Source organism: Halovenus amylolytica, from assembly GCA_004015825.1.
GTDB lineage: Archaea > Halobacteriota > Halobacteria > Halobacteriales > Haloarculaceae > Halovenus > Halovenus amylolytica.
This window is the reverse complement of the sequence record SAYS01000006.1, coordinates 58,682-79,497: the sequence shown is the minus strand read 5'-3', so window position 1 is coordinate 79,497 and position 20,816 is coordinate 58,682. Positions and strand designations below refer to the sequence as shown.

The following is a 20,816-nucleotide window of genomic DNA, read 5'->3' as shown; positions in this document are numbered from 1 at the left end:
AAACGGTCGTCACCGCCGCCGACGTGCGACACGTTCTTCTGCAGTTTCCTCGGTGACGAGTTCGTACAGAATTGCCCGTCTGTCGTCTGCGGTCGGTCGAAGGATCCGGCCGAGTCGTTGCGTGAACTCGCGTTCGCTGCCCGACCCCGAGAGCACGACCGCGACATTTGCCGCAGGCACGTCGACCCCCTCGTCGAGAACGTTCGCAGTGACGACACGGGAGTAGGTGCCCTCGCGGAAGCGGTCGAGAATCCGCCGGCGCTCACTCGCAGCCGTTTCGTTGGTGATCGCCGGGATGAGAAACCGCTCCGAAAGGCGGTAAACCAGATCCGTGTGGGCGGTGAAGACGATGATCCGGTCCGCGCGATGGCGGTCGAGAATCTCGGTCAGTCGGTCGACCTTCCGCTCGGCGTTCATCATGACGTCCCGTGCGCGCTGTTTCGCGAGCAACGCCTCGCGTGCCTGCGGATCGGTGCCGGAACGTTTGACCAGTTCCTGGTAGTCACTGCCGGAACGTAACTGGATATTCGACTGGGCGAGATAGTCGGTGAAGATCTCCTGGTTCTGTTCGTAGGTTTCGCGCTCCTCGGGCGTCAGGGCGACCTCGATCCGTTTGATGTCGTAGGCCGCGAGATAGTCGCCAGCGAGTTCTTCGGGATCGAGTCGGTAGACGACGTCGCCGATCAGTTCGGCGACCGTCTCCTCGGCGCCGTCGGGTCGTTCGAACGTCGCGGTGAGCCCGAGTCGGGCCGGCGCGGCGAGCAGGCGGGCGATATCGCGGTAGCCCTCGCCGCCGAGGTGGTGGACCTCGTCGAAGACGACCAGTCCGAACCGGTCGCCGATATCTTCGGCTCGCAGATACGCCGAGTCGTACGTCGAGACCGTGATATCCTCGATCTGCTGTGTTCCACCGCCGAGGCGGCCGATCGGAACGTCGAAGGACTCTGCGAGTTCGTCGCCCCACTGGTCGAGCAGATCGATCGTCGGGACGACGACGAGCGTGGGCGTCCCGAGCGCCTCGATTGCGGCGAGTCCGATAACGGTCTTGCCGCTCCCGGTCGGCAGTTCGAGCACCCCACGGTTGTCGTTCCTCCGCCAGGCAGTGAGCGCCTCCTCCTGATACTCCCGGAGCTGGTAGGCCGAGTCGAGATCGAGATCGGGGAGATCGAATACGCGATCGTCGACGGAAACACCCTGCTCGCGGAGACGGTCGACCAGCTGGGCGTACTGGACGGCAGGGAGCCGGCCGGTGTTCGAGCGCGGATCAGATTCGAGATCGAGCGCCGGCAACTCGATCGCCTCTGCACCCTCGACGCGGATCGTTCCCGCATCGAAGCTGAGGGAGAGCTCACTCACAGTGGAGAGTCAGCGGGCCAGTTAGAAAACCATTCGGCAAAACAGCGTTACTCGGAGGTGGGGCTAGTTTCGTGGTCGAGATCACGGAACGCAGCGGCGAAATCGTCGTCGTCGAACTCCGAGATCGTGTCGTTGAGCGCGTCACGAATCCCACCAAGTTCGGATTCGAGCTGGCGGAACTGGTCGCTTTCGGCCAGCTCCGACTCGGGTTTGTTCGCCATCAGCGTGGCGTGTTTCGCTGTCAGTGCGTAGTACCGGCGGAGCCGTTCTTCGTACTCCGAGGTCCTGAGAAGCCGGTTGATCGTCTCGAAAAGATCCTCCCGCGAGACTGGTTTGATCACGTAATCGTCGAACGGCATCTCGATGATATCGAAATCCGGATCGACCGCGGTGACCATCGCCACGCGGATCCGGAGTTCGCGTTCGCGGATCTTGGCGAGCACTTCGTCACCCGAGATGCCGGGCATCCGTCTGTCGAGCAGGACGACGTCGACCGCATCGTCGATCTTGTCGAGAGCCTCCTGCCCACCGTAGGCCGTCGAAACGATGAACTCGTCCTGCAGTTGGGCCGCGTAGGCGTCAGCAACGTCCGGCTCGTCGTCGACGACGAGAACCGTCGCTGGCTCTGTACCACTCATTCTGTCGTATCTAGTGGCGACAGCACCCAAAAGGTTTCCGGGTAGTCAAAAATTATTGTGCCTGACACGAAAAATCGCTGGTAACGGGCTGTTTTAGACGACGGTTCCCCTACCGGGGGCATGAGCGATACGAGCGGTGACTGGCCGTTGCGCCGACTGATGACCGACGTTGTCGGCTCGGGACACAAATCCGCGGAGGATATGACCCGTGAACAGGCCCGCGAAGCGTTTTCGCGGATCCTGTCCGGCGAGCCCCGGGAAACGACACTCGGTGCATTCTGGCTGGCAAACCGCTGGAAACGAAACACACCCACGGAACTCGCTGCCTTCACTGACGTGATGCGCGAGGAGAGCGTCGAGACGGCAACACCTGACTGCGATCCGGTCGACTGTGGGGCGAACTACGACGGCAAAGATCGGACGGCACTGCTCGGTGTCGGGGCCGGACTCGTCGCTGCGGCGGCGGGCACACCAGTCGTCACCCACAGCGGCGACCGCATTCCGACACAGGAACACGACGCCTACAAACACGTCCTCGACGAACTCGGCGTCCGGACGGATCTCCACCCCGAAGATAGCACCGCGATGACGGACGAGGTCGGCTTCGGCTTCTACTACCAGCCCAACTTCAACCACGGCGTCACCGACCTCTACGACCGCCGGGCAGAGATGGGTGTCCGGACGTTCGTCAACACCATCGAAACGCTCGCGAACCCGGCGAATGCGGACGTCCACCTGGGCAGTTTCTATCATCTCGCCTTCGCGAAGCGTATCGTCGACACCTTCGGCGAGATGGAGCGTCAGGACGTCCCCCGTGTCATCATGTTTCAGGGGCTGGAGGGGTACGACGACATCCGTCCCGGTTCGACCGTCGTCGCGGAGTACGACGGCGAGTTCGACGACTACGAGATCGAGACCGAACAGTACGGCATGGATTTCGAACGCGAACAGCTCGCCGTCGACGACGTGGCTGTCGACTCGGCACGGATCACCGAAGAGGTGCTCGCAGGCGAGCGAGAGGACGCGTTCGCGGACGCGATCGCACTCAACGCGGCGATACGGATCTACGCCGGGAGCGGCGCTGACTCACTCGAAGAGGGACTGGCGATTGCACGCGAGGTGATCGCCGATGGCTCTGGGGCAGATCGACTCGACGCACTCCGAGCCTTTTGAGCACGTCAGGAGTAGTTCGATACCTCGACTGTCGCACGCTACCGTTCGAGCAGTCCGACGGCACGCCGAGCGAGAACCTCGAAATCGGCTGTGTCGGGAACGAGATCGACCTCGATCCCCCGTTCCCGGGCAGTCTCGGCGGTCGGCGGACCGATCGCGCCGACGACAGCGTCGTTCAATTCTTCGATTGTCGCCTCGCGCAGGCCGCGCTCCGTGGCCGCGTCGAGGAAGTTCTCGACAGTGAGCGTCGAGGTGAATAGCACCGCATCGAGGTCGCCCGCCGCCGCCAGTTCGGCAGCGCGTCCCGCACCAGCCGGGCGGGTAAGGCGGTAGAGGATCGTCTCGTGAACGAACGCGCCAGCCCCTTCCAGCCCGTCCAGCAACACGTCCGAGCCGTGATCGCTCCGGGCCACTTCCACGCGCGCACCGTCGACCTCGGCCGCGAGCCGGTCGACGAGTCCACTCGACGTGTACTCCTCCGGGACGATATCGACATCGTAGCCAGCCTCGCGGAGTTGGCCGGCGGTCGTCTCGCCGATTGCACAGAGTGTCCCACCGGGCTGCCAGTCGGCGTCGAGCAACTCCACACCGGTCTTGCTCGTCAAAATCGTGTAGTCGGCGTCAGTTCTGGGCTGATTACCCGTCGCCTCGATCGCGAGCATCGGATCGGAGAGCGGCTCGACACCCAGTTCGTCGAGAAGCGATATCGCGTTCGCCGCGCGCTCGTCGTCCGGCCGAAACACTGCGACTGTCGGCCGTGTCATCGGAGAAACTCCAACACCTCCTCGCGCGTGCTCGCGACCTCGCCGATCACTGTGACCGCTGGCGGTTCGATCCCGGCGTCTTCGGCGGCCGTTGCGATGGTTTCGAGTGTCCCCGTTGCGACCTGCTGGTCCGGCCAGGTGGCGCGTTCGACCAGCGCGACGGGCGTCTCGGGATCCATCCCGGCTGCCGTCAGTGATTCCGTGTACTCCGGCAGCCGACCGACGCCCATCAGGACGACGATCGTGCCACCGGTCGCAGCGAGTGCTTCCCAGTCGACCGCGGACTCCGCTTTGTTCGGGTCCTCGTGGCCTGTCACGACCGAGAAGGTCGAAGCGTGCTCCCGGTGGGTGACCGGGATGCCGGCGGCCTCCGAGGCTGCGATCGCCGAACTGATGCCGGGGACGACCTCGAAGGGGACGCCCGCCTCGGCGAGGTGGGCCATCTCCTCGCCACCGCGACCGAACACCGTCGGATCACCGCCCTTTAGCCGGACGACTGCTTTGCCCTCGCGGGCGAGTTCGACCATCCGGTCGTTGACGTACGATTGGGGTGTGGTGTCACCGTGGCCGCGTGTGCCGACATCCTCCAGTCGGTCCTCGTCGATCTGGGCCAGGATATCCGGGCCGGAAAGTTTGTCGTGAAGAATGATGTCCGCCTCGTCGAGGAGTCGCCGTGCCTTCACCGTCAGCAGTTCAGGGTCACCCGGGCCGGCCCCGACGAGGTAGATACGTCCCGCCGTATCGGTGTCGTCCGGGTTACTCATACTCGTTTTGCGTCGTCGGGTTCTGCCCGCCGTGCCTGTTCGATCAGTTCGCTCGCACCCTGCTCGGCGAGGTGGGACGCAAACTCGCGGGCAGCCCTGGCGTGCTGGCCCACCGACAGTTCGCGTGTTCCCCGGACCTGCTCGGTGCCATCCTGGGAAAGGACGCGCACGGCCGTGTTGACGACCTCGCCCTGGAGTCGGGCGTAGATACCGACCGGGGCGACACAGCCGCCACCGAGTTCGGAGAGGATCGTCCGCTCGACGGTCGTCTCGATCCGTGTCGGCGGGTGATCCACGATCTCGTTGATCTGGTCGGAAATATCACCGTCGAGGGCAGTAACGGCGATCGTCCCCTGTGCTGGTGCGGGGACGATTCGCGTCGGGTCCAGACGCTGGTACGCAAGATGGTGAAGCAAACCGCTCCGTTCGAGGCCAGCCTCGGCCAGACAGATCGCGTCGTACTCCGTCTCGACCTCCCGGCCGAGTGCCTGACGTTCGATCTCGGAGAGGCCATCGAACCACTCCTGGGCGGTCTGGTCGTACTCGGAGTCGTCACTCTTTTCGTCGTTGTTCGCCGAGTCGTACTCTCCCATATCGGTCTCCTCGTCGTCCAGGCGGCGTTCGTGTTCAGCCTGTAGCGAGGGGGCGAGCAGTTTCTCGACGCGTGTATCCACGTTCCCACGGAGTGGTTCGATCTCCAGTTCCGGTCGTTCGGCGAGAATCTGGGCCCCACGCCGGAGACTGGAGGTCCCGATCGTCGCGCCCGGCGGGAGGTGTTCCAGGTTCGTGCCGTCCGGCGTGACGAGGACGTCACCCGCGCTCGCACGTTCCGGAATCCCGGCGACGACGAGGTCGTCGGGCTGGTCTGTCGGCATATCCTTCATCGAGTGGACCGCAGCGTCGACCTCGCCGTCGAGCACTTTCTGGTCGAGACTCCGGACAAAGGCTCCAGTCGTGCCCAGTTCGTGGATGAGTTCGTCCTGGATCTGGTCACCAGTGGTCTCGACTTCGACGAGTTCGACCGACAGCCGGCGCTGGCTCAGTTGCTCTTCGATCAGTGCCGCCTGCCAGCGCGCGAGATCCGAGCCGCGTGTGGCGAGTCGGATCTGGGTCCCACGTTCACTCATTATCCTTTCTCGACGGTGGGTGGTGAAAAGCCCATCTGTTGGCGCTTACTCCTCGACGAGTTCGACGACGTCGTCGAAGAAGGAAAGCGAGTCGTGTGGCCCCGGGTTCGCTTCGGGGTGGTACTGGCGAGTGATGATGCCCAGCTCGTCGTTGTCCAGCCCTTCCGGCGTCTCGTCGTTGACGTTGACCTGCGTCACGTCGAGTTTGTCACCCGGATCGGCGACCGTGTAGCCGTGGTTCTGTGTCGTCATCACGACCTGGTCGGTCCGGAGATCACGGACCGGCTGGTTGACACCGCGGTGGCCAAACTCCATCTTCGTGGTGCGACCGCCGAGTGCGTTTGCGACGACCTGCTGGCCGAGACAGATACCCGCCAGCGGGAGTTCGCCGGCGTACTTCTCGACGATTTCGCCGGCCTGTTCGAAGTTCTTCGGATCGCCCGGGCCGTTCGAGATGAACAGCACGTCGGGGTCGACGGCCTCGACTTCTTCCTCGGTCGCGTCGTAGGGCAGCTGGTGGACGACTGCATCACGTTCGATCAGCGAGGAGATGATCGAGCCTTTCGCGCCGCAGTCGATCAGGGCGACGTCCGGCCCCGAGCCGTCCTCGTTGTGGACCGTCGCCTCCCGGACGGAGACCTGCGAGCCGATATCGGTGTGCTCGGACATGTGGACACATTTTTCGAGTTCGGCGAGTGCGTCCTCCTCGGTGACGTCCGGCCCGGCGGCGATCCCACACTTCATCGCACCCTCGTCGCGGATCTCGGTGACGATCTCGCGGGTGTCGAGGTGGTCGACGGCCGGGACGCCTTCCTCGGTGAGCCACTCCGCGACGTCCTCGGTCAGTTCGCGGGCGAGCACGCCGCGTGGGTGGACGCGGTCGGACTCGAATCGCTCCTCCCGGACGCCGTAGTTGCCGATCAGCGGGTACGAGAAGGTGAGCAACTGCTCCTCGTAGCTGGGGTCGGTCAGGCTCTCCTCGTAGCCCGTATAGGCAGTCGTAAATACCAGTTCGCCGCGGGTGGTGCCGGGCGAGCGAGCACGCGCCTCGATGATGCGTTCGCCTTCGATGGCGACGTAGGCGTCAGTCATTACGAGATGCGTATGAAAGTACCGCAGATAAGCGTTGCTTTCGAAGATGAGTTACGAAATTCGTAGCGTTCAAGTACGACCCCGGGAAAGGTACAGATCTCGATGGACGACCTCGACCGCGAAATACTCGACATCCTCCGGCGGGACGCCCGGACGCCGTACACGGAGATCGCAGATCAGGTCGGCACCTCCGAGGGAACGATCCGTAACCGCGTCGAGGGGATGATCGACTCCGGCGTGATCGAGCGGTTCACGATCTCGACGCGGACGGGTAACGTCAAGGGGATGATCGAGATCAGCGTCGACGTCGATGTCCACACCGGCGATCTCACCGAAGAGATGGCCGAGTGGGAGCGGGTCGATTTCGTCTGGCAGGTCTCCGGCGAGGACGACATCATCATGGTCGTCGACGCGGCCGATACGACCGATCTCAACCAGCTCATTTCGCGAGCGCGCGAACTCGACGAGGTAGTGAATACGAAAACACGGCTGATTCTCGACGAGTGGCTCGGCTAATCAGATCGTGCGATCAGTTCGAGATTTCGACCGGCTGCTTTTCGGCCTGGGACGGATCCTCGACGGCGGATTCTGTCGCGCTCTCGGCTGGCGTCCGAGCTGGTTGGCTGACCGGCGTTGCCGACAACTCGACAGTACCAGCCGTGGGTTCTTCGACCGGCCGGGCCGGCTGTGAGTCGGCCGACGGTTGGGCGGTGGCTCGCTCGTGGGTCGGCGGTTCGGGCGAACCCGCCGGCTGATCGGCCGGCTCGGGGATCGACGGCCCCGATTCTTCGGAGGTGTTGAGCCGGTAGGTGAGCCCGACTGTCGCGAGGAGGACGGTCGCACCGAAGACGATCCCCTGCCAGCCGAAGCCGTAGCTCTCACTTGACGTGAGGGCACCGAATCCGATCGTCGCCGTGCCGACGACCAGTGCGAACCGGCCGATCTGGTCGGCCACGACAGCCTGTGGAATGTCGGTGTCCTCGCCGTAGCCGGCGACGAGGAACGTCCAGCCGTGAACAGCGAGGAGATATCCCAGGACGACGAGCGTGCCCCCTAGTACTGTTGTCTCGGGTGAATCGAAGGGGGTGAACATACAGACATTATTTCATGAATTGATACATATACTTTTTCATTATGATATATAGATACGGGTGTTATATATTTACAAACGTACGCGTCGATCGGAACTGTCAACAGATGTGGTTGTGTCGGCCCCGTACACTGGACAAAAACGCTTATCAGATTCGGAAGGCTACTCTGTAAAGAATCCATGAGTGTTACACTGAAAGATTTCTACGCGGACTGGTGTGGGCCGTGCAAGACACAGGATCCGATTCTCGAGGAGTTAGAAGAGGAGTGGGAGAGTGTCTCGTTCGAAAAAATCGACGTCGACGAGGAGCAGGATATCGCAAACGAGTACCAGGTCCGTTCGCTTCCGACGCTGATCATCGAGAACGACGACGGTATCGTCGAGCGATTTGTCGGCGTTACGCAGGCTGGCGACCTCGAAGACGCACTCGAATCCGCTGGCGCATAACGACGCACTGCTTTTGTCGACTGCCGACCCGATCCGCAGCAGTGGCAACGCAGTGACCTGACGACGACAGCCGATCCACGGGGACTAATAGTGATTGTTGCGAGTCTGTACCGCTCTAGCGACGCAAATTCTGTGTTACACGCCGTGACACGTCGATATCCGTGACTCGGTCACGAAAATAACCGCAACAATCACTATAAGACACTCTCGCCCAATAGCTGGAGTATGTATCTCGCCGACCAGCGTTGGCCGGAGCTTGGGTCGTACTTCGAGTCGGAATCACTCGCGTTCGTTCCTGTCGGATCGACAGAGCAGCACGGTCCGCATCTCCCCGAGGCGACGGATCACCTGATCGCCGAGTCCCTGGCGCGGGAAGCGGCCGACCGGAGTGGTTATCTCTGTACGCCGACGGTCAACATCGGTGTCAGCCCACACCACCGGCAGTTCCACGGAACGATGTGGGTCGACGCACCGGTCTTCCGGGAGTACATGGAGAGTCTCACGCGCAACCTGGCCTACCACGGGATCGACCGCGTCATCTACGTCAACGCCCACGGTGGTAACGTCGAACATCTCCGCGAGGTCGGGCGGCGGCTCCGCGATTCGGAGTGTCTGTACGCGATCGAGTGGATGTGGGACGAGAGCATCCCGGAGCTGGTCGACGACCTCTTCGAGACGAACGGGCCCCACGGCGGCCCGAAAGAGACGGCGATGATCCAACACATTGCACCGGAGCTGGTGCGGGAAGACAAGCTAGAGACAGCCCGGGACGGCGGGCTGACCGACTGGGAGATGGACGACGTGCGGATGCACGGCGCGCGAACGTTTTACGACGCGATCGACAACACCGACAACGGTGTCCTCGGGGATCAGACCGATGCGACAGCCGAGAAGGGCCAGCAGCTGTTCGAGGCTGCGACGGAGCAGCTGGTCGATCTCGCCGACTGGCTGTCGGCCCGGGAGTTTGACGCGTTGATGCCGAGAGACCACGTCGACTGATCAGGGCAAGATACATACCATCGTGGCAAAAAACAGGGGCCTATGATCTCGCTGGGACAGAAACTGATCGCCTATACCACCCTGCTAGCCCTGAATACGATGTTCGTCTTCTTTTTCGGGATCGCAGCGATCGTTCCGATGGGGTTTTCGGCCGTCGTCGCCGGACATATTCAGCGACTCTAGACTGGATCACAGGATGGCCGCGTAATCGTAATTCTTTTTTTGTACCTCACAAGAGAGGTGAGTGCAGGCCGCCTTAGCTCAGACTGGGAGAGCACTCGACTGAAGATCGAGCTGTCCCCGGTTCAAATCCGGGAGGCGGCATATTCTGAGAACAAGACCGGGAGCGTAGCGAGCGGTCGCAGTTCGAAGAAACGACGCCGACCGCGATTTGAACCAGACGAGACGCAGCCCGCGCAGCGAAGCGAGCAGGAACGTCTCGGGCGTGGTTCACAATCCGGGAGGCGGCATACCTCTTTTTACTCCTTCGGGTTCGCTCGCTCCGCTCGTGAACCACTCAGTCGCAAAAACTAGGTGAAAAACTGCCGGACGCTCCCTGCGGTCGCGTCCGGTGAAACCGCGACTCGCTTCGCTCGCCGCGGTATGCTTGAACCGGAATTGAACCAGACGAGTCACATTCTCTTATCGAACCGATACCGTGACTGTTCTCTCGACGGTGGGCGCCGGGACTGCTCAACCCGAGTTATAAAATCTCAGTTAGTAAAATCACGATTAAGATAATCAGAAGTATAACAGTCGTTGGGGGTGGAACAGGGGTTAGGACCACCCAGCGTTTCGTCGATCGCGAGGACGAACTCGAATTGCTGAATTCGCGGTTCGAGAGCGACAGTGCCGAACTGCTCGTCATCTACGGACGACGACGACTCGGCAAGAGTGCGCTCGTGCGCGAAGCAGTTCGGGACCGGGAGAATGCGATATACTGGCAGGCAACCGAGGAGACCGCGGCCGCACAACTCGCTAACTTCGTCGACACGGCCAGCGAGACGGTTCCATTACTGGCGGACATCCAGCGCGACTGGGAAGCCCTGCTCCGGGCACTCGGTCGCGAAGACGCAATCGTCGTCCTGGACGAGTTCCCCTATCTCGTCGAATCGGACGATGCGCTCCCGTCGAAGATACAGCGCGTCTGGGACACGCATCTTGAGGAGACGGAGACGACACTCGTGCTCGTCGGGTCGTCGATCAGCATCATGGAAGACACGGTTCTCAGCGGAGGGAGTCCGCTGTACGGCCGCCGGACGGCGACCATCGACCTGCCACCACTCGATCTCACGGATGCACAGCAGTTCTACCCCGGTGACGACCCGGACGAGGTCATCCAGGTCTGGAGTGTCTTCGGCGGGACGCCGTACTATCTCCAGGCACTCGACCCGTCCCGCTCGCTGGCCGAGAACGTCCAGTCGCAGGTACTCTCGGAGCACGGCGTCCTCCACAACGAACCGGAGTTCCTCTTACGGACCGAGTTCGGTATCCGCGAGCCACAGACGTACTACACGATTCTTCGGGCGATCGCGACCGGGAAACGCGCGGCAAACGAGATCGCCGGGTTCGCTGGTGTCGACTCCAACGCGCTGGGTTCGTACCTCTCGAAGCTCCGGCGTCTCAGGCTCGTCGAACGGGACATACCCGTGACCGCCGATCCCAACTCGACGCGGAAGAGTCGCTACCGGCTGAAGGAACCGCTGTTCCGGTTCTGGTTCCGGTACGTCTACGGCCAGCAGGGAGAACTCGTCCAGCTCGGCGACGACGCCTACGAGCAAATGGTCGAACCGACCTTCACCGACTACATGGGGACGATGTTCGAGCGCGTCTGTCAGAATGTGCTCCCATCGCTGATTCCAAAGACGTACCATGGCATCGGCTACTGGTGGCACAAGCAGCACGAACTCGATGTCGTGGGGCTCGCGAGCGACGGGACACTCGCCGCAGGAGAGTGCAAGTACACCAGCCGAGAGATGACCGAAGGCGACCTGGCCGACCTCGAACGGACAGCATCGGAGGTCCAGTGGACGCCATCCAACGAAAGCGATGGGACGGAGCAGTACTGTTGTTTCTGTCGCTCCGGGTTTTCCGATGGCCTGCAACAGGTGGCTGCGGAACGTGACGACGTGTTACTGTTCACACCCAGCGACATCGTGCCGGGCGGTATCGATGGGTGACAACGAAGTGTCCGCAAGTGTGCTCGGCAGCGGTGTGATGTCGTGTGGCATCAGGTATTGTATCGATCTTCGAGGTCGTTGAGCGCGCGCCAGAACTGGTCATCGTTGATTCGTGGCTCCGTCGTAGCTCGCGCCTCTAGCACGCCGGCGTACGTGTCGAACGCCTCGGGATCCGGATCGGTCGCGAGGACACACTCCACGTAGCCATCGAGTGCCCGCTGGATGGTCCGGGCGTAGTGATCGTAGGCACCGTCGACTATGTTAGATCTTTCGTCGACCTCCTCGAAGATTGCCCGGTAGACAGCGGCAGCCCCGAGAGACCGATCGCGGTCGCGGTACCGCTCGGCAACCTTGAAAAACCGCGAGAAGTCGATAGCCTCGAACACGACCGGGTCAGCGTGTGCCTCGAACAGTTGGCCTATTTCCTCGCGGTACTCGCCAACCGATTTGTGGTCATCGCCGAAACGTGCGAGAAACCGGTCGCGCAGCTCCGCATTCTCGGCGAGGGCTTCGCGGACGAACGCTTGTAGCTCCTCGGCTGAGACGTCTGCGAGGACTGTCTCGATGTCCTCACTTTCGTCTCGTGGTGGGCTCGCGGCGACATCCAGTAATACGGCGACGACGTGCTTGCAGTCGCCGCTCCCGTCGTACGGACAGGTACACCGCGTTTCGAGGTCCTCCTCGTCGAATTCGACAGTCACGTCGTACAAGTTCGACCCCTGGACTGTCGCCGTAACTAGATCGTCGAATCGGTCGAGGCGCTGGATGCGTCCCTCGTCGCGGTAGTTCACACCGCGCTCGAAGACGGCGTCGGGACACCGCCTCTGGATCGTCGCCTCGTCGATGTTCATGCTCACGAGTATGCCACTCACAGTCGAACCGTTTCCGATTCACTCGACAACTGTTGGTCGTCGCTATGTGTTCCCCAATTTATGCACCAGCACGAGTAATGGTTGTCTGTCAGGTGGGCTAGTCTGTGACGAGAAACCGAATGACTGGGAGACCATTCTTGACTTCTTTTTAATTATTAGTAAATTTATATAAACAAAAGTATGGGTTACTGGAAACGAATAACTGAGAGTGATAAACGGTCCAAATGCTGGGAGGTGGCATACCTCTTTTCCCACCCAGTCGAACGTGTGGCGAAAATAAACTCGCGCTGAAACGCGCGATGCCAATTACAGCCCGCCGACAGCGATACCGAACAGTGCTGTCGCGACGAGCGCAAACAGGACCGCGAGACCGTGTTTGAGGATTTCGGTATCGAGCGCCGAGGCGACGTAGGGGGCGATCTGGCCGCCGGTCACCGTCGCAGGGACAGTCCAGACGACCATATTCCAGGGCGTCGAGGCGAGATCCATCGAGTGACCACCGACCAGCCCGCCGCCGAACACGTGGACGAGCGAGGCGAGCACCGCCGTCAGAGCGACGACGATGTGGTTCGTACCGATGGCGACACGAACCGGCACCGACGTTCGCAGCATCGAGATGATGCCGAGTTCGCCGATTCCGAAGCCGGCCAGCCCCTGGAACGTGCCGCCGATGCTGTAGTTACCGAATCGCTCCAGGTAGCCAACTCGCGTGTACCGGTAATCGTCGCCGTCCCGGTCGACGCGCGTGACGACACCCTCGTCGTCCGTCGAGGTCCCTGCTGGGCCGAGTTTGTTGTCGTCGTCCGGGAGCGTTTCCTCGACACCACCATCCGCTTTGACGCTTTGCTGGGCTGTCGAGGCGTCGTCCGAGCCAGCGCCCGGTTCCCCGTGGTCGAGATCCGCACGCAGGAGGAGGATGGCAGAGGCGAGCAACGCACAGCCGAGCAGGAACTGAAACAGCGGTTCCGGAATGACAAAGGACAGTAACGCGCCGCCGACGACGAAGGGGATCGAACCGACGACGAGCGACAGTGCCAGCCGTCTGTCGACGAGTCCGTACTGAATGAACGCGAGCGCGGAACTGGAAAGGCCGAAGGACTCGCTTATCAGTCCGACTTTCACGATCGTCGTCGGCTCCAGATCGAACGCAAACACCGGAAAGACGAAGATCAAAAACGGGACGAAAAGCGCCGAGCCACTGATCCCGACAGTGTTGACGATCGTCGCACCGAGCAGGAAACACGGGAACAGCCACCAGTATTCGAGCCAGTAGGCAGCCCCCGAACTACCTCCTGTCGGCGCGGCGAAGAACACGCCGACCACGAACAACACGGGCGCCAGAAAAACCAGAATGTGCTGGTATTTGAGCAACGATAGCTGCAGTCGCGTCGAGCTGGAACGGGAATCCATTGAGGGTGTTCGTGCATACCCATCGAGAGTTAATTATGTGTTGTTTTTGCGACTATCCGAGAATAGTTCACATAGTCCGAAGTTATACGCCATAATGCAGGACAGATGTGAGATTCATGTGGTGAAAAATAATGATAAATGGAAGCGAGGGTCAGGAGCGTTCAGGGCCAGTCGCAGTTCTTGCACCGGGAGCCGGTGTCCCGTTCCACCCGATCCCGGATTTTCGACCAGGCGGCGTCGAGCGTTTCCCCATCGGGCCGGGCGCCACAGCCGCGTGCACCCAGCAAGTGCCACTTCTCCGACTCGTCGTTGAACACAGCTTTCATGGCTCGAACCGGGAGCGTGGGTGACAAAAAGTTTGTAGCGGCGAATGATAGCGAGACAGAACGATTGGCCGAGACCAGCCACTGTACCTATGGGATTTTGTATAATCCGGCCGAACAGGTCAGCAGTGAGAGACAGCAAGCAGTTTGCACTCGCCACTGTCAGCATCGGTTCGCTGGCACTCGGTCACGCCGTGTTGACGTGGCCGACCAGCGCAGTGCTCGCGCTGTTCGGTGGTGGCGCAGTCGTCGCGTTCGTCGCCGAAGCCGCCGTCGTACATCTGGGGTGGCTCGAACACCACATCGGGCCGAAACTGGCCGGCGTTCCCCTGTACGTGCTGTTCGGCTGGACCGGTGTCGTCTACGTCGCCGTCCGGACCGTGCTTCTCGTGACCAGCGGCTGGCCGGCAGTTATCGCAGCCACAGGACTCGCAACGACGTACGATCTACTCACAGATCACAGAGGTGTCGAAGAGGGGTACTGGACGTACACTGACGACCTGCCCGGCCCCCGATACCGGGCGGTGCCGTGGTGGAACTTCGCAGGCTGGCTGCTGATCAGTACGACGACAGCGGGGCTCGCACTCTCTGTGCTGTAGTCGGGGGGACAGTTACCGGCGGTCGTCTCGGTCTCGCGACGCTCCCCACTCGTCGTCAGTGCCCCACTCACCGAAGTCGTCTGTCTCCTGCTCCCGACGCCGCTCACGGGCTTCGGGGCGACCACCGCGGTCCTGTGCGATCTGTTCGGCTTCCGAACGGTTCACCACCGTCGGGTCCGACGTTTCCCGGTCGATCGCCAGATACAACAGGAGCGGACCACCCACGAGCAGCGACAGCACCACGAGGAGAAACACGATCTCGATCATCGGCTACTACGTAGTCCAGAAAACATAAAAGAATTTGTCGGTGAACTATGAAATGGAACGTATGAGTCGCCCTGACTCACCCCTCGACCACGACGAGCACGGCTGTCCGAAATGTGGACACGAAGAGACCGAAGTCGACGAGATCTCGACGACCGGCTCCGGACTCTCGAAGTATTTCGACGTACAGAACCGGAGTTTCACCGTCATCTCCTGTACCAGCTGTGGCTACTCCGAACTGTACAAGGGCCAGTCCTCCGGCAACGCAGTCGACATCTTCCTCGGGTGACCCGCCGACGGTCTACAGGTGGAGCAAGCCGAGGCGGTTCACCGCGGAATACCGTAGGTGTCGTTCGACCAGTCCCGTGTCAGCGTATCGTAGACCGGGTACTCGCGGTCCCGCTCGTCGATCGCTGCGAGATCCTCGGCGTCGAGTTCCCAGTCGAAGACGTCCAAGTTCTCCCGGATGTGTGATGGCGAGGAGGATTTCGGCAAAGCGACGATATCGTGCTGGAGTGCCCAGTTGACGACGATCTGCGGGATCGATCGGTCGTACGTTTCGGCGAGGTCCTGGAGGAGGTCGTCCTCGAACACCTCGGCGCGGGCAAGCGGTGCCGCCGCTTCGACGACGACACCGGCCTCCTGGCAAAACTCGACGAGGTCGGGACGCTGGAACCAGGGGTGAAACTCGATCTGGTTGACCGCGATCGGAACGTCGGAGATGTGCTGGGCACAGTCGAGCTGATAGGCTGTGAAATTCGAGACGCCGACGTTACGGACGAGCCCACGATCCACGAGCGTCTCCATCGCATCCAGCGATTCCCGCAACGAGACGGCTGGATTCGGCCAGTGGATGAGATAGAGATCGAGGTAGTCTGTTCCGAGTCGGTCCAGCGAGGCCTCACAGGACTGGATCAGCGAGTCGTAGCCGAGGTGTTTCGGCAGGACTTTCGAGGTGAGAAACAGTTCTTCGCGGTCGACGTCGGCAATCGCGTCGCCGACCTCCGCCTCGTTTTCGTACCCCTCCGCAGTGTCGATGTGCGTGTATCCCGCCTCCAGGGCGGTTCTGACAGCGTCTGTCGTTTCTTCGCCGTCGAGCGCGTAGGTGCCAAAGCCGAGCTGGGGGAGTTCGTCACCTGTCGGTAATGTCTGTGTTGGCATTCGAGTCATCGGTTCTCGGTGGAGGTTTTCTTGGGGAGACACTGAATCTGGCGGTTTCCGGGAGGTAGCGCGGTCGGTTCAGGTGGATTCACAGCCCTGCTGGAGGACGAGACGCCGGTCTGGCTCCTCGTAGCGCCCATCGAGTGGGATCGACTGGAGCAGCTGGTAGACGGTCACACGCTCTGTGGCCCCGTCGTACCGGTCGTTGGCCTGTCTACATGCCCACTCGCCGTAGCTATCTGCGACGGTAGACGAGGTGTGACCCTGTCCGGAGCTCCGGACCAGCCGCATGAACTTGCGATGGCGGAACGTTTTGTAGGCGGCCGAGCCGTCTGGTGGCCGGTCGAAGTCGACAGCACCGCCGTCGATCGCGTCGACTCTCCTCCCGTCTTCTTGCTCCGCTTCGACGACGTACCAGCTGTACGTTGTCGGCGGATCGGGTGCGTACAGCCCCCAGTCCTGCTGATCGAGGTGATCGTAGTCGATCCGATCGGGGACCTCGTATCCGCTGACAGCGCTGGCAGAAAACAGCAGTATCCAGACGAATACCAGGGCTCCGAACACAGTCAGCAGGGAGCGGGGGAACGTGACAAACGAGGTGTGGCCGCGCTCCCGGAGTCTGTCGAGTAGCCGCCGCTCGAACGGTGGGTTGCCGAGCGGGCCGAGCTGGTCGCTGTCGGGAAGCCGATCGACCCAGCGTGCGGGAACACGAGCAGCCAGCCGGTCCCAGAACGGCGCCGTCAGGAAAGGCAGAACGGATGCGATCAACACGAGCGGGAACAGGCCGACAGCCATCGCCGTCAACATCCCGACGAACGCGGCGATGTAGGTGAGTGCTGCGAGTGTTCGCAGCCGTCCGACCGTCAGCAGCAGGAACACCGAGGAGCCAGCGAGCAGCGTGATCCAGCCGTAGTCGAGAACCGTCAGCAGTGCCGGATACTCGACGATCACGTTCCCCAGCCCGATCCGCATCGCGTCGCTCGAGAGCGCGATTTCGAGGGCCTCACCCGCGTACCACTGTTCACCCCTGTGTTTGCGGATGGCATTCTGTGTGAAGACGACGACGGGCTGGATCAACACGACAGCAGTCCCGAAACTGGCGACGTGATCACGTGCAGTCCCGCGTCGGAGTGCGTCGATCGACCACCGCTCACCGGTCGGCGGGAGCACCGCGAGAAAGAGCAACAGCCGGAGCAGTTTGTCGCCGCCGTTGATAACGCCCGGATTGCGGGCGTGCAGGGAGACAAGCAACAGGAAGGAGACAAACGTCACGAGACGTGTCCGGTAGCCGACGAGCATCGCGACCGCGAACAACCCCGCAACGAAGAACATGAACTGCTGGAACCACAGAGCACCGGAGAGGGCGTGGATCGAGACGCCGGTGTACTCGGTGTAGGTCACCTCGTAGGCAGCCACCGGGTATCCCCCCTGATCGGTGTAAAACAGCGCCAGGTGTCTGGAGCGATGGAGGAGATCGACCAGGATGACGGTCGCGAGTGCGATCCGGAACGCGGCGAGCGATCGCGTCTCGACGGTTGCACGAGCGTGGATCCGGCTACGGATCGGTGCGAGTTGCGCCCAGAGCCTGCGAACACCGGCAGTGAGAGCCTGCCTCGAAGAGCGGTCGCCTTGTGGAGTCATGAATGAAAGATGAAACACCAGCGCAGGAAGATGGTTCCTCCTATTCGGATACAGGATGTATGTTTTTTGGTCACTCGAAGAGAGCAACCACAGAAATCACACGAAGACGAAACGTCGAATAAGGACCGAAAATGGCGAGACGCCCACATGTTCGGGCGTCGAAACTACTGTCACTGAAAGTGAAAACAACGTTTAGTTGCTACACGACGGAGCACAGATGATGAACTGGAAGCGATGCTCACCACCCTCACAGCTCAACGCCTGTGACTGTGGAAGCGACGTCGTCGAACTGAGCTCGGACGGTATCGTCAGAGAGTACCGGTGTGGCGACTGTCACACCAGTCTCGGTGATATTACGATCGGACACGAGCCCTGAGTATACCGAGTAGCCACCACCCCCGACGACGCCGTGATAGAAAATCAAATATTCCCCGAGACAGAGTCCACAGATATTAACTGGAGTAGTATTTTATTCGGGGTATGTCAGTAACGAGCCTGGTAGAGCTTTTCGAACGAAATTCCAGACACGTCGATTCACTTCCGGAGGAGTACTTCGCCGATGTCGAGGCGGGTCAAAAGCCTGCGACAGTCTCTATGTGCTGTTCGGATTCCCGTGTCGCCCAGGAGGGGATGTGGTCCGTCGAGACACCGGGCTGGTTGTTCACCCCGAGTACGATCGGCAACCAGGTCTGGGACCGCCACGACGGGGAGCGAGTCGTCGATGGCAGTATGCTCTACCCGATGGCCTATACCGAGACGAAGATGGCACTCGTCGTCGGGCACACGGGCTGTGGTGCGATAACGGCCGCACTCGATACCGTACAGAATGGGCGAAAAGCCGAAACACCGCCCGGGGTCGAGAAGTGGATCAGCCTCCTGAAGCCGGTCGTCGAGGACGGCCTCGAAGACGACCGGGTCGATCCGGACCGTGACGTGAGTCTGGTCGATCAACTCGTCGAGTTCAACGTCGACAGACAGGTAGAATTTCTGATCGAGAGCAACGATGTGCCCGAGGATGTGACGGTGTACGGTTTCGTCTACGACTTCCAGCGCGTCTACGGCGACCGGCGCGGCCGGGCGTATCTCGTCAACGCCGACGGCGACACCGAGGATCTGGACGAACTCGTTCCTGCGGAGTATGCAGAGTACGCCAAGCGGTTGCTGTAGCCAGGAAGGGGCCAGTCTTACGGGAACGGATGATGGTCCATCTCCAGCGCTGACTCGAACCCGAGCGCTTCGGGGACCGAGACAGCGCGCTCCCCAAACGTGTGTGAGCCGAACGTCAGCGGCTGTGCCGAGGGAACGAGCGCACGGACAGCTTCGAAGCCGATCCCTGCGACGTCGCGGGTGGTCAGACGGACTGCGTAGGCATCGAGTCCGGTCTCGTCGACCCGGTCGAGGACGGCATCGAGCTGGGCCTCGCCAGTTGGACAGTCGGCCGGGCCGACGGAGTCGGCCGGAACGGCGGCATCGTGATCGACGAATTCGGCTGCCGCACCCGGCTCGTCGGCGTACTGTCCGATCGCACCCAGTGCGTTCCCGGCCTCGTCGGCACCCATCCCACGGAGTTCCGTCCAGTTCTGCAGTGCTTCCGCCAGCGCCGAGTTGGCAGCCCGGGTGACGTCGAGATGAGCCCCCGTCCCGAAGGCGAGTTTCGGCCACGAGTCTCGCTGGACAGCCGCGGCGACGACGGGGACGTCGACATCCTGTGTGAGCAACAGCGTCGAGACGGTGAGATCCTCCGAGCGAGCGCGGCTGGTGAGCGTCTCGTAGGTCGGGTCGTCGAGTTGCAATCCCAGTGGCTCGAACGTGGAGTACCACGAGAGCATCATCGCGTCCCGTTCGAGTACCTCGTACAGCCCAGCGAGGATCGCCTCGACGGTGGAGTTGCCCAGCCCCAGCCCGGTCGTCACCGGGGAGTGATACCGGCTGGCCGGTGGCGGATGGTAGACGAACTCCGCCGGCAGCGAGACGCGCTCGCGTGTCGCGAGATGTTCTCCCTCGGCAAACTCGATCGGTGTCGTCGGATCCGGGTTACCCTCGCAGACGAACGCCGAGGGGTCGACTGCGTGTCTCATCTCGTTCGGTGGGGCTGTTTCGAGTGGCTCGGTCCGGTAGACGCCGGCACAGTACCGTTCGAGTGCCTCGCCGAGTGCTTTCATGAAGGCGCTGTTCCAGTCGATCGCGACGCCGGCTGCATCCCGGGCAGCGCTCGCGTCGCTGAATCCGGTCGTGTCACAGCCACGCGCGAGGTAGTACGGAACCGGGAACGACTCCGCCTCCCCGACCTCCTGGACGATGCCGACCAGTTCGTCGAGTGCCTGCTCCGCGCGTGCGAGCGACTCGTCGAGTCCCCGGTCGACGTGATCGCGGCCGAGTTCCCGGTCGACGGGGTCGGCACAGCCGCAGTTCGGGAGCGGGAGAAAGGGTCGCCGCTCGACGGGCAACGTGACGACCTGTCCGAAAATATCCGTGCCCTGCAGATAGCGGGCGGCCTCGCGGGCGGCGACAGCACCGGCGAACCGTTCGGTGTGTGCCGGACCGTCGTCGGTCAGCTCCTCCTGACGGGCGCTGTTGGCCTGTACGCGCCCCCGGAGACACTCGTAACAGCCCGATTCGGGGCCAAATGCGGAGATGCTCGCCTGGACGAACGACTGGCCGCCGATCCCGCCGATCTCGACGGCGAGCCACGGGCTCGCCGTTTCCAGTGCCTGTTCGTTGGCCCGTCTGAAGACCGGATCACCGGTCTGTCCGGTGACGATCGAAAGGGCGTGGTCGCCGACCGACTCCGTACGGACTGTCTCTGTGTCCGCGAGGACGGCTTCGGCGGCTGCAGCTGCCGGTCCGGAGCCGACGATCCCGACTGTCATAGGTTAGCCGAGACGACGGTGGGGCAAAAAGCCCGTGATACGGTCG

The 20,816-nt window shown here is 61.9% G+C and carries 24 protein-coding genes and 1 tRNA gene; 11 read left to right on the top strand and 14 right to left on the bottom strand.

Features of this window, described 5'->3' with window-relative positions; genetic code table 11:
• Positions 1-9 precede the first annotated feature (9 nt).
• Together EOW68_RS06370 and EOW68_RS06365 are read right to left on the bottom strand one after the other, a co-directional pair.
• Entirely contained in the window at positions 10-1,356 is a 1,347-nt protein-coding gene (locus EOW68_RS06370) for a DEAD/DEAH box helicase (RefSeq protein ID WP_128224323.1), read from the bottom strand.
• Between the two features lie 47 nt (positions 1,357-1,403).
• Positions 1,404-1,994 carry a HalX domain-containing protein gene (locus EOW68_RS06365; protein ID WP_128224322.1) on the bottom strand — a complete coding sequence of 197 codons (591 nt, stop codon included), beginning with the start codon at positions 1,992-1,994 and terminating at the stop codon, positions 1,404-1,406.
• Between the two features lie 120 nt (positions 1,995-2,114).
• Here EOW68_RS06365 and EOW68_RS06360 point away from each other — a divergent pair, with 120 nt between their 5' ends.
• Entirely contained in the window at positions 2,115-3,167 is a 1,053-nt protein-coding gene (locus EOW68_RS06360) for an anthranilate phosphoribosyltransferase (protein WP_128224321.1), read from the top strand.
• A gap of 38 nt (positions 3,168-3,205) precedes the next feature.
• On the opposite strand, the gene EOW68_RS06355 is transcribed toward EOW68_RS06360, so the two are convergent.
• Genes EOW68_RS06355 through carA form a run of 4 tightly spaced genes read right to left on the bottom strand, consistent with a single transcriptional unit; the run spans position 3,206 to position 6,914 of the window.
• Positions 3,206-3,931, bottom strand: coding sequence for a uroporphyrinogen-III synthase (locus EOW68_RS06355; RefSeq protein ID WP_128224320.1), 726 nt, complete (start codon positions 3,929-3,931; stop codon positions 3,206-3,208).
• Positions 3,928-4,695 (bottom strand): uroporphyrinogen-III C-methyltransferase, encoded by a 768-nt coding sequence (cobA, locus tag EOW68_RS06350; RefSeq protein WP_128224319.1) that lies wholly within the window; start codon positions 4,693-4,695, stop codon positions 3,928-3,930. Before cobA ends, EOW68_RS06355 begins: the two co-directional genes overlap by 4 nt.
• Positions 4,692-5,822, bottom strand: coding sequence for a hydroxymethylbilane synthase (hemC, locus tag EOW68_RS06345; protein WP_128224318.1), 1,131 nt, complete (start codon positions 5,820-5,822; stop codon positions 4,692-4,694). The genes cobA and hemC overlap by 4 nt, the downstream gene beginning before the upstream one ends.
• 45 nt (positions 5,823-5,867) lie before the next feature.
• A complete protein-coding gene (carA, locus tag EOW68_RS06340) occupies positions 5,868-6,914 on the bottom strand; it encodes a glutamine-hydrolyzing carbamoyl-phosphate synthase small subunit (protein WP_128224317.1) in 1,047 nt (348 codons plus the stop codon).
• 102 nt (positions 6,915-7,016) lie between these two features.
• On the opposite strand from carA, the gene EOW68_RS06335 reads away from it, so the two are divergent.
• Positions 7,017-7,430 carry an Lrp/AsnC family transcriptional regulator gene (locus EOW68_RS06335; RefSeq protein WP_128224316.1) on the top strand — a complete coding sequence of 138 codons (414 nt, stop codon included), beginning with the start codon at positions 7,017-7,019 and terminating at the stop codon, positions 7,428-7,430.
• 13 nt (positions 7,431-7,443) lie between these two features.
• Here EOW68_RS06335 and EOW68_RS06330 read toward each other — a convergent pair whose 3' ends face one another.
• Positions 7,444-8,007 (bottom strand): DUF3784 domain-containing protein, encoded by a 564-nt coding sequence (locus EOW68_RS06330; RefSeq protein ID WP_128224315.1) that lies wholly within the window; start codon positions 8,005-8,007, stop codon positions 7,444-7,446.
• Between the two features lie 177 nt (positions 8,008-8,184).
• Here EOW68_RS06330 and EOW68_RS06325 point away from each other — a divergent pair, with 177 nt between their 5' ends.
• The 5 genes from EOW68_RS06325 (at position 8,185) to EOW68_RS06310 (ending at position 11,630) form a co-directional block, all read left to right on the top strand.
• Positions 8,185-8,451 (top strand): thioredoxin family protein, encoded by a 267-nt coding sequence (locus tag EOW68_RS06325; RefSeq protein ID WP_128224314.1) that lies wholly within the window; start codon positions 8,185-8,187, stop codon positions 8,449-8,451.
• Between the two features lie 225 nt (positions 8,452-8,676).
• Positions 8,677-9,450, top strand: coding sequence for a creatininase family protein (locus tag EOW68_RS06320; RefSeq protein WP_128224313.1), 774 nt, complete (start codon positions 8,677-8,679; stop codon positions 9,448-9,450).
• A 42-nt stretch (positions 9,451-9,492) separates the two neighbouring features.
• A complete protein-coding gene (locus EOW68_RS18545) occupies positions 9,493-9,633 on the top strand; it encodes a hypothetical protein (protein ID WP_431358777.1) in 141 nt (46 codons plus the stop codon).
• Positions 9,634-9,700: 67 nt separating this feature from the next.
• Positions 9,701-9,774: transfer RNA gene (locus EOW68_RS06315), tRNA-Phe, on the top strand.
• Between the two features lie 425 nt (positions 9,775-10,199).
• Positions 10,200-11,630: an ATP-binding protein gene (locus tag EOW68_RS06310; protein ID WP_128224312.1), complete on the top strand. Its 1,431-nt coding sequence runs from the start codon at positions 10,200-10,202 to the stop codon at positions 11,628-11,630.
• A 50-nt stretch (positions 11,631-11,680) separates the two neighbouring features.
• Here EOW68_RS06310 and EOW68_RS06305 read toward each other — a convergent pair whose 3' ends face one another.
• The 3 genes from EOW68_RS06305 to EOW68_RS18540 form a co-directional block, all read right to left on the bottom strand.
• On the bottom strand, positions 11,681-12,481 hold the full coding sequence (locus EOW68_RS06305) for an SWIM zinc finger family protein (protein ID WP_128224460.1): 801 nt from the start codon (positions 12,479-12,481) through the stop codon (positions 11,681-11,683).
• Between the two features lie 327 nt (positions 12,482-12,808).
• Positions 12,809-13,912 (bottom strand): sulfite exporter TauE/SafE family protein, encoded by a 1,104-nt coding sequence (locus tag EOW68_RS06300; protein ID WP_128224311.1) that lies wholly within the window; start codon positions 13,910-13,912, stop codon positions 12,809-12,811.
• Between the two features lie 161 nt (positions 13,913-14,073).
• The gene (locus EOW68_RS18540; RefSeq protein ID WP_431358776.1) at positions 14,074-14,238 is read right to left on the bottom strand and encodes a hypothetical protein; all 165 of its coding nucleotides are present in this window, start codon (positions 14,236-14,238) and stop codon (positions 14,074-14,076) included.
• A gap of 125 nt (positions 14,239-14,363) precedes the next feature.
• Between EOW68_RS18540 and EOW68_RS06295 the strand changes: the two genes are divergently transcribed.
• Positions 14,364-14,834, top strand: a complete 471-nt coding sequence (locus EOW68_RS06295; RefSeq protein ID WP_128224310.1) for a carotenoid biosynthesis protein — start codon at positions 14,364-14,366, stop codon at positions 14,832-14,834.
• 12 nt (positions 14,835-14,846) lie between these two features.
• Here EOW68_RS06295 and EOW68_RS06290 read toward each other — a convergent pair whose 3' ends face one another.
• Positions 14,847-15,101 carry a DUF8143 family protein gene (locus EOW68_RS06290; protein ID WP_128224309.1) on the bottom strand — a complete coding sequence of 85 codons (255 nt, stop codon included), beginning with the start codon at positions 15,099-15,101 and terminating at the stop codon, positions 14,847-14,849.
• 61 nt (positions 15,102-15,162) lie between these two features.
• Between EOW68_RS06290 and EOW68_RS06285 the strand changes: the two genes are divergently transcribed.
• Complete coding sequence (locus EOW68_RS06285) at positions 15,163-15,387, top strand: zinc ribbon domain-containing protein (protein ID WP_128224308.1); 225 nt, start codon at positions 15,163-15,165, stop codon at positions 15,385-15,387.
• A gap of 38 nt (positions 15,388-15,425) precedes the next feature.
• Here the strand turns inward: EOW68_RS06285 and EOW68_RS06280 are convergent, their stop codons facing one another.
• Both EOW68_RS06280 and EOW68_RS06275 read right to left on the bottom strand, forming a co-directional pair.
• Positions 15,426-16,268: an aldo/keto reductase gene (locus EOW68_RS06280; protein ID WP_128224307.1), complete on the bottom strand. Its 843-nt coding sequence runs from the start codon at positions 16,266-16,268 to the stop codon at positions 15,426-15,428.
• A gap of 69 nt (positions 16,269-16,337) precedes the next feature.
• Positions 16,338-17,900, bottom strand: coding sequence for an HTTM domain-containing protein (locus tag EOW68_RS06275; RefSeq protein WP_128224306.1), 1,563 nt, complete (start codon positions 17,898-17,900; stop codon positions 16,338-16,340).
• Positions 17,901-18,120: 220 nt separating this feature from the next.
• Here EOW68_RS06275 and EOW68_RS18535 point away from each other — a divergent pair, with 220 nt between their 5' ends.
• Together EOW68_RS18535 and EOW68_RS06270 are read left to right on the top strand one after the other, a co-directional pair.
• Positions 18,121-18,276: a hypothetical protein gene (locus EOW68_RS18535; RefSeq protein ID WP_431358775.1), complete on the top strand. Its 156-nt coding sequence runs from the start codon at positions 18,121-18,123 to the stop codon at positions 18,274-18,276.
• A 104-nt stretch (positions 18,277-18,380) separates the two neighbouring features.
• A complete protein-coding gene (locus EOW68_RS06270; protein WP_128224305.1) occupies positions 18,381-19,067 on the top strand; it encodes a carbonic anhydrase in 687 nt (228 codons plus the stop codon).
• A gap of 17 nt (positions 19,068-19,084) precedes the next feature.
• Here the strand turns inward: EOW68_RS06270 and EOW68_RS06265 are convergent, their stop codons facing one another.
• Positions 19,085-20,770 carry a YcaO-like family protein gene (locus tag EOW68_RS06265; protein ID WP_128224304.1) on the bottom strand — a complete coding sequence of 562 codons (1,686 nt, stop codon included), beginning with the start codon at positions 20,768-20,770 and terminating at the stop codon, positions 19,085-19,087.
• Positions 20,771-20,816 lie beyond the last annotated feature (46 nt).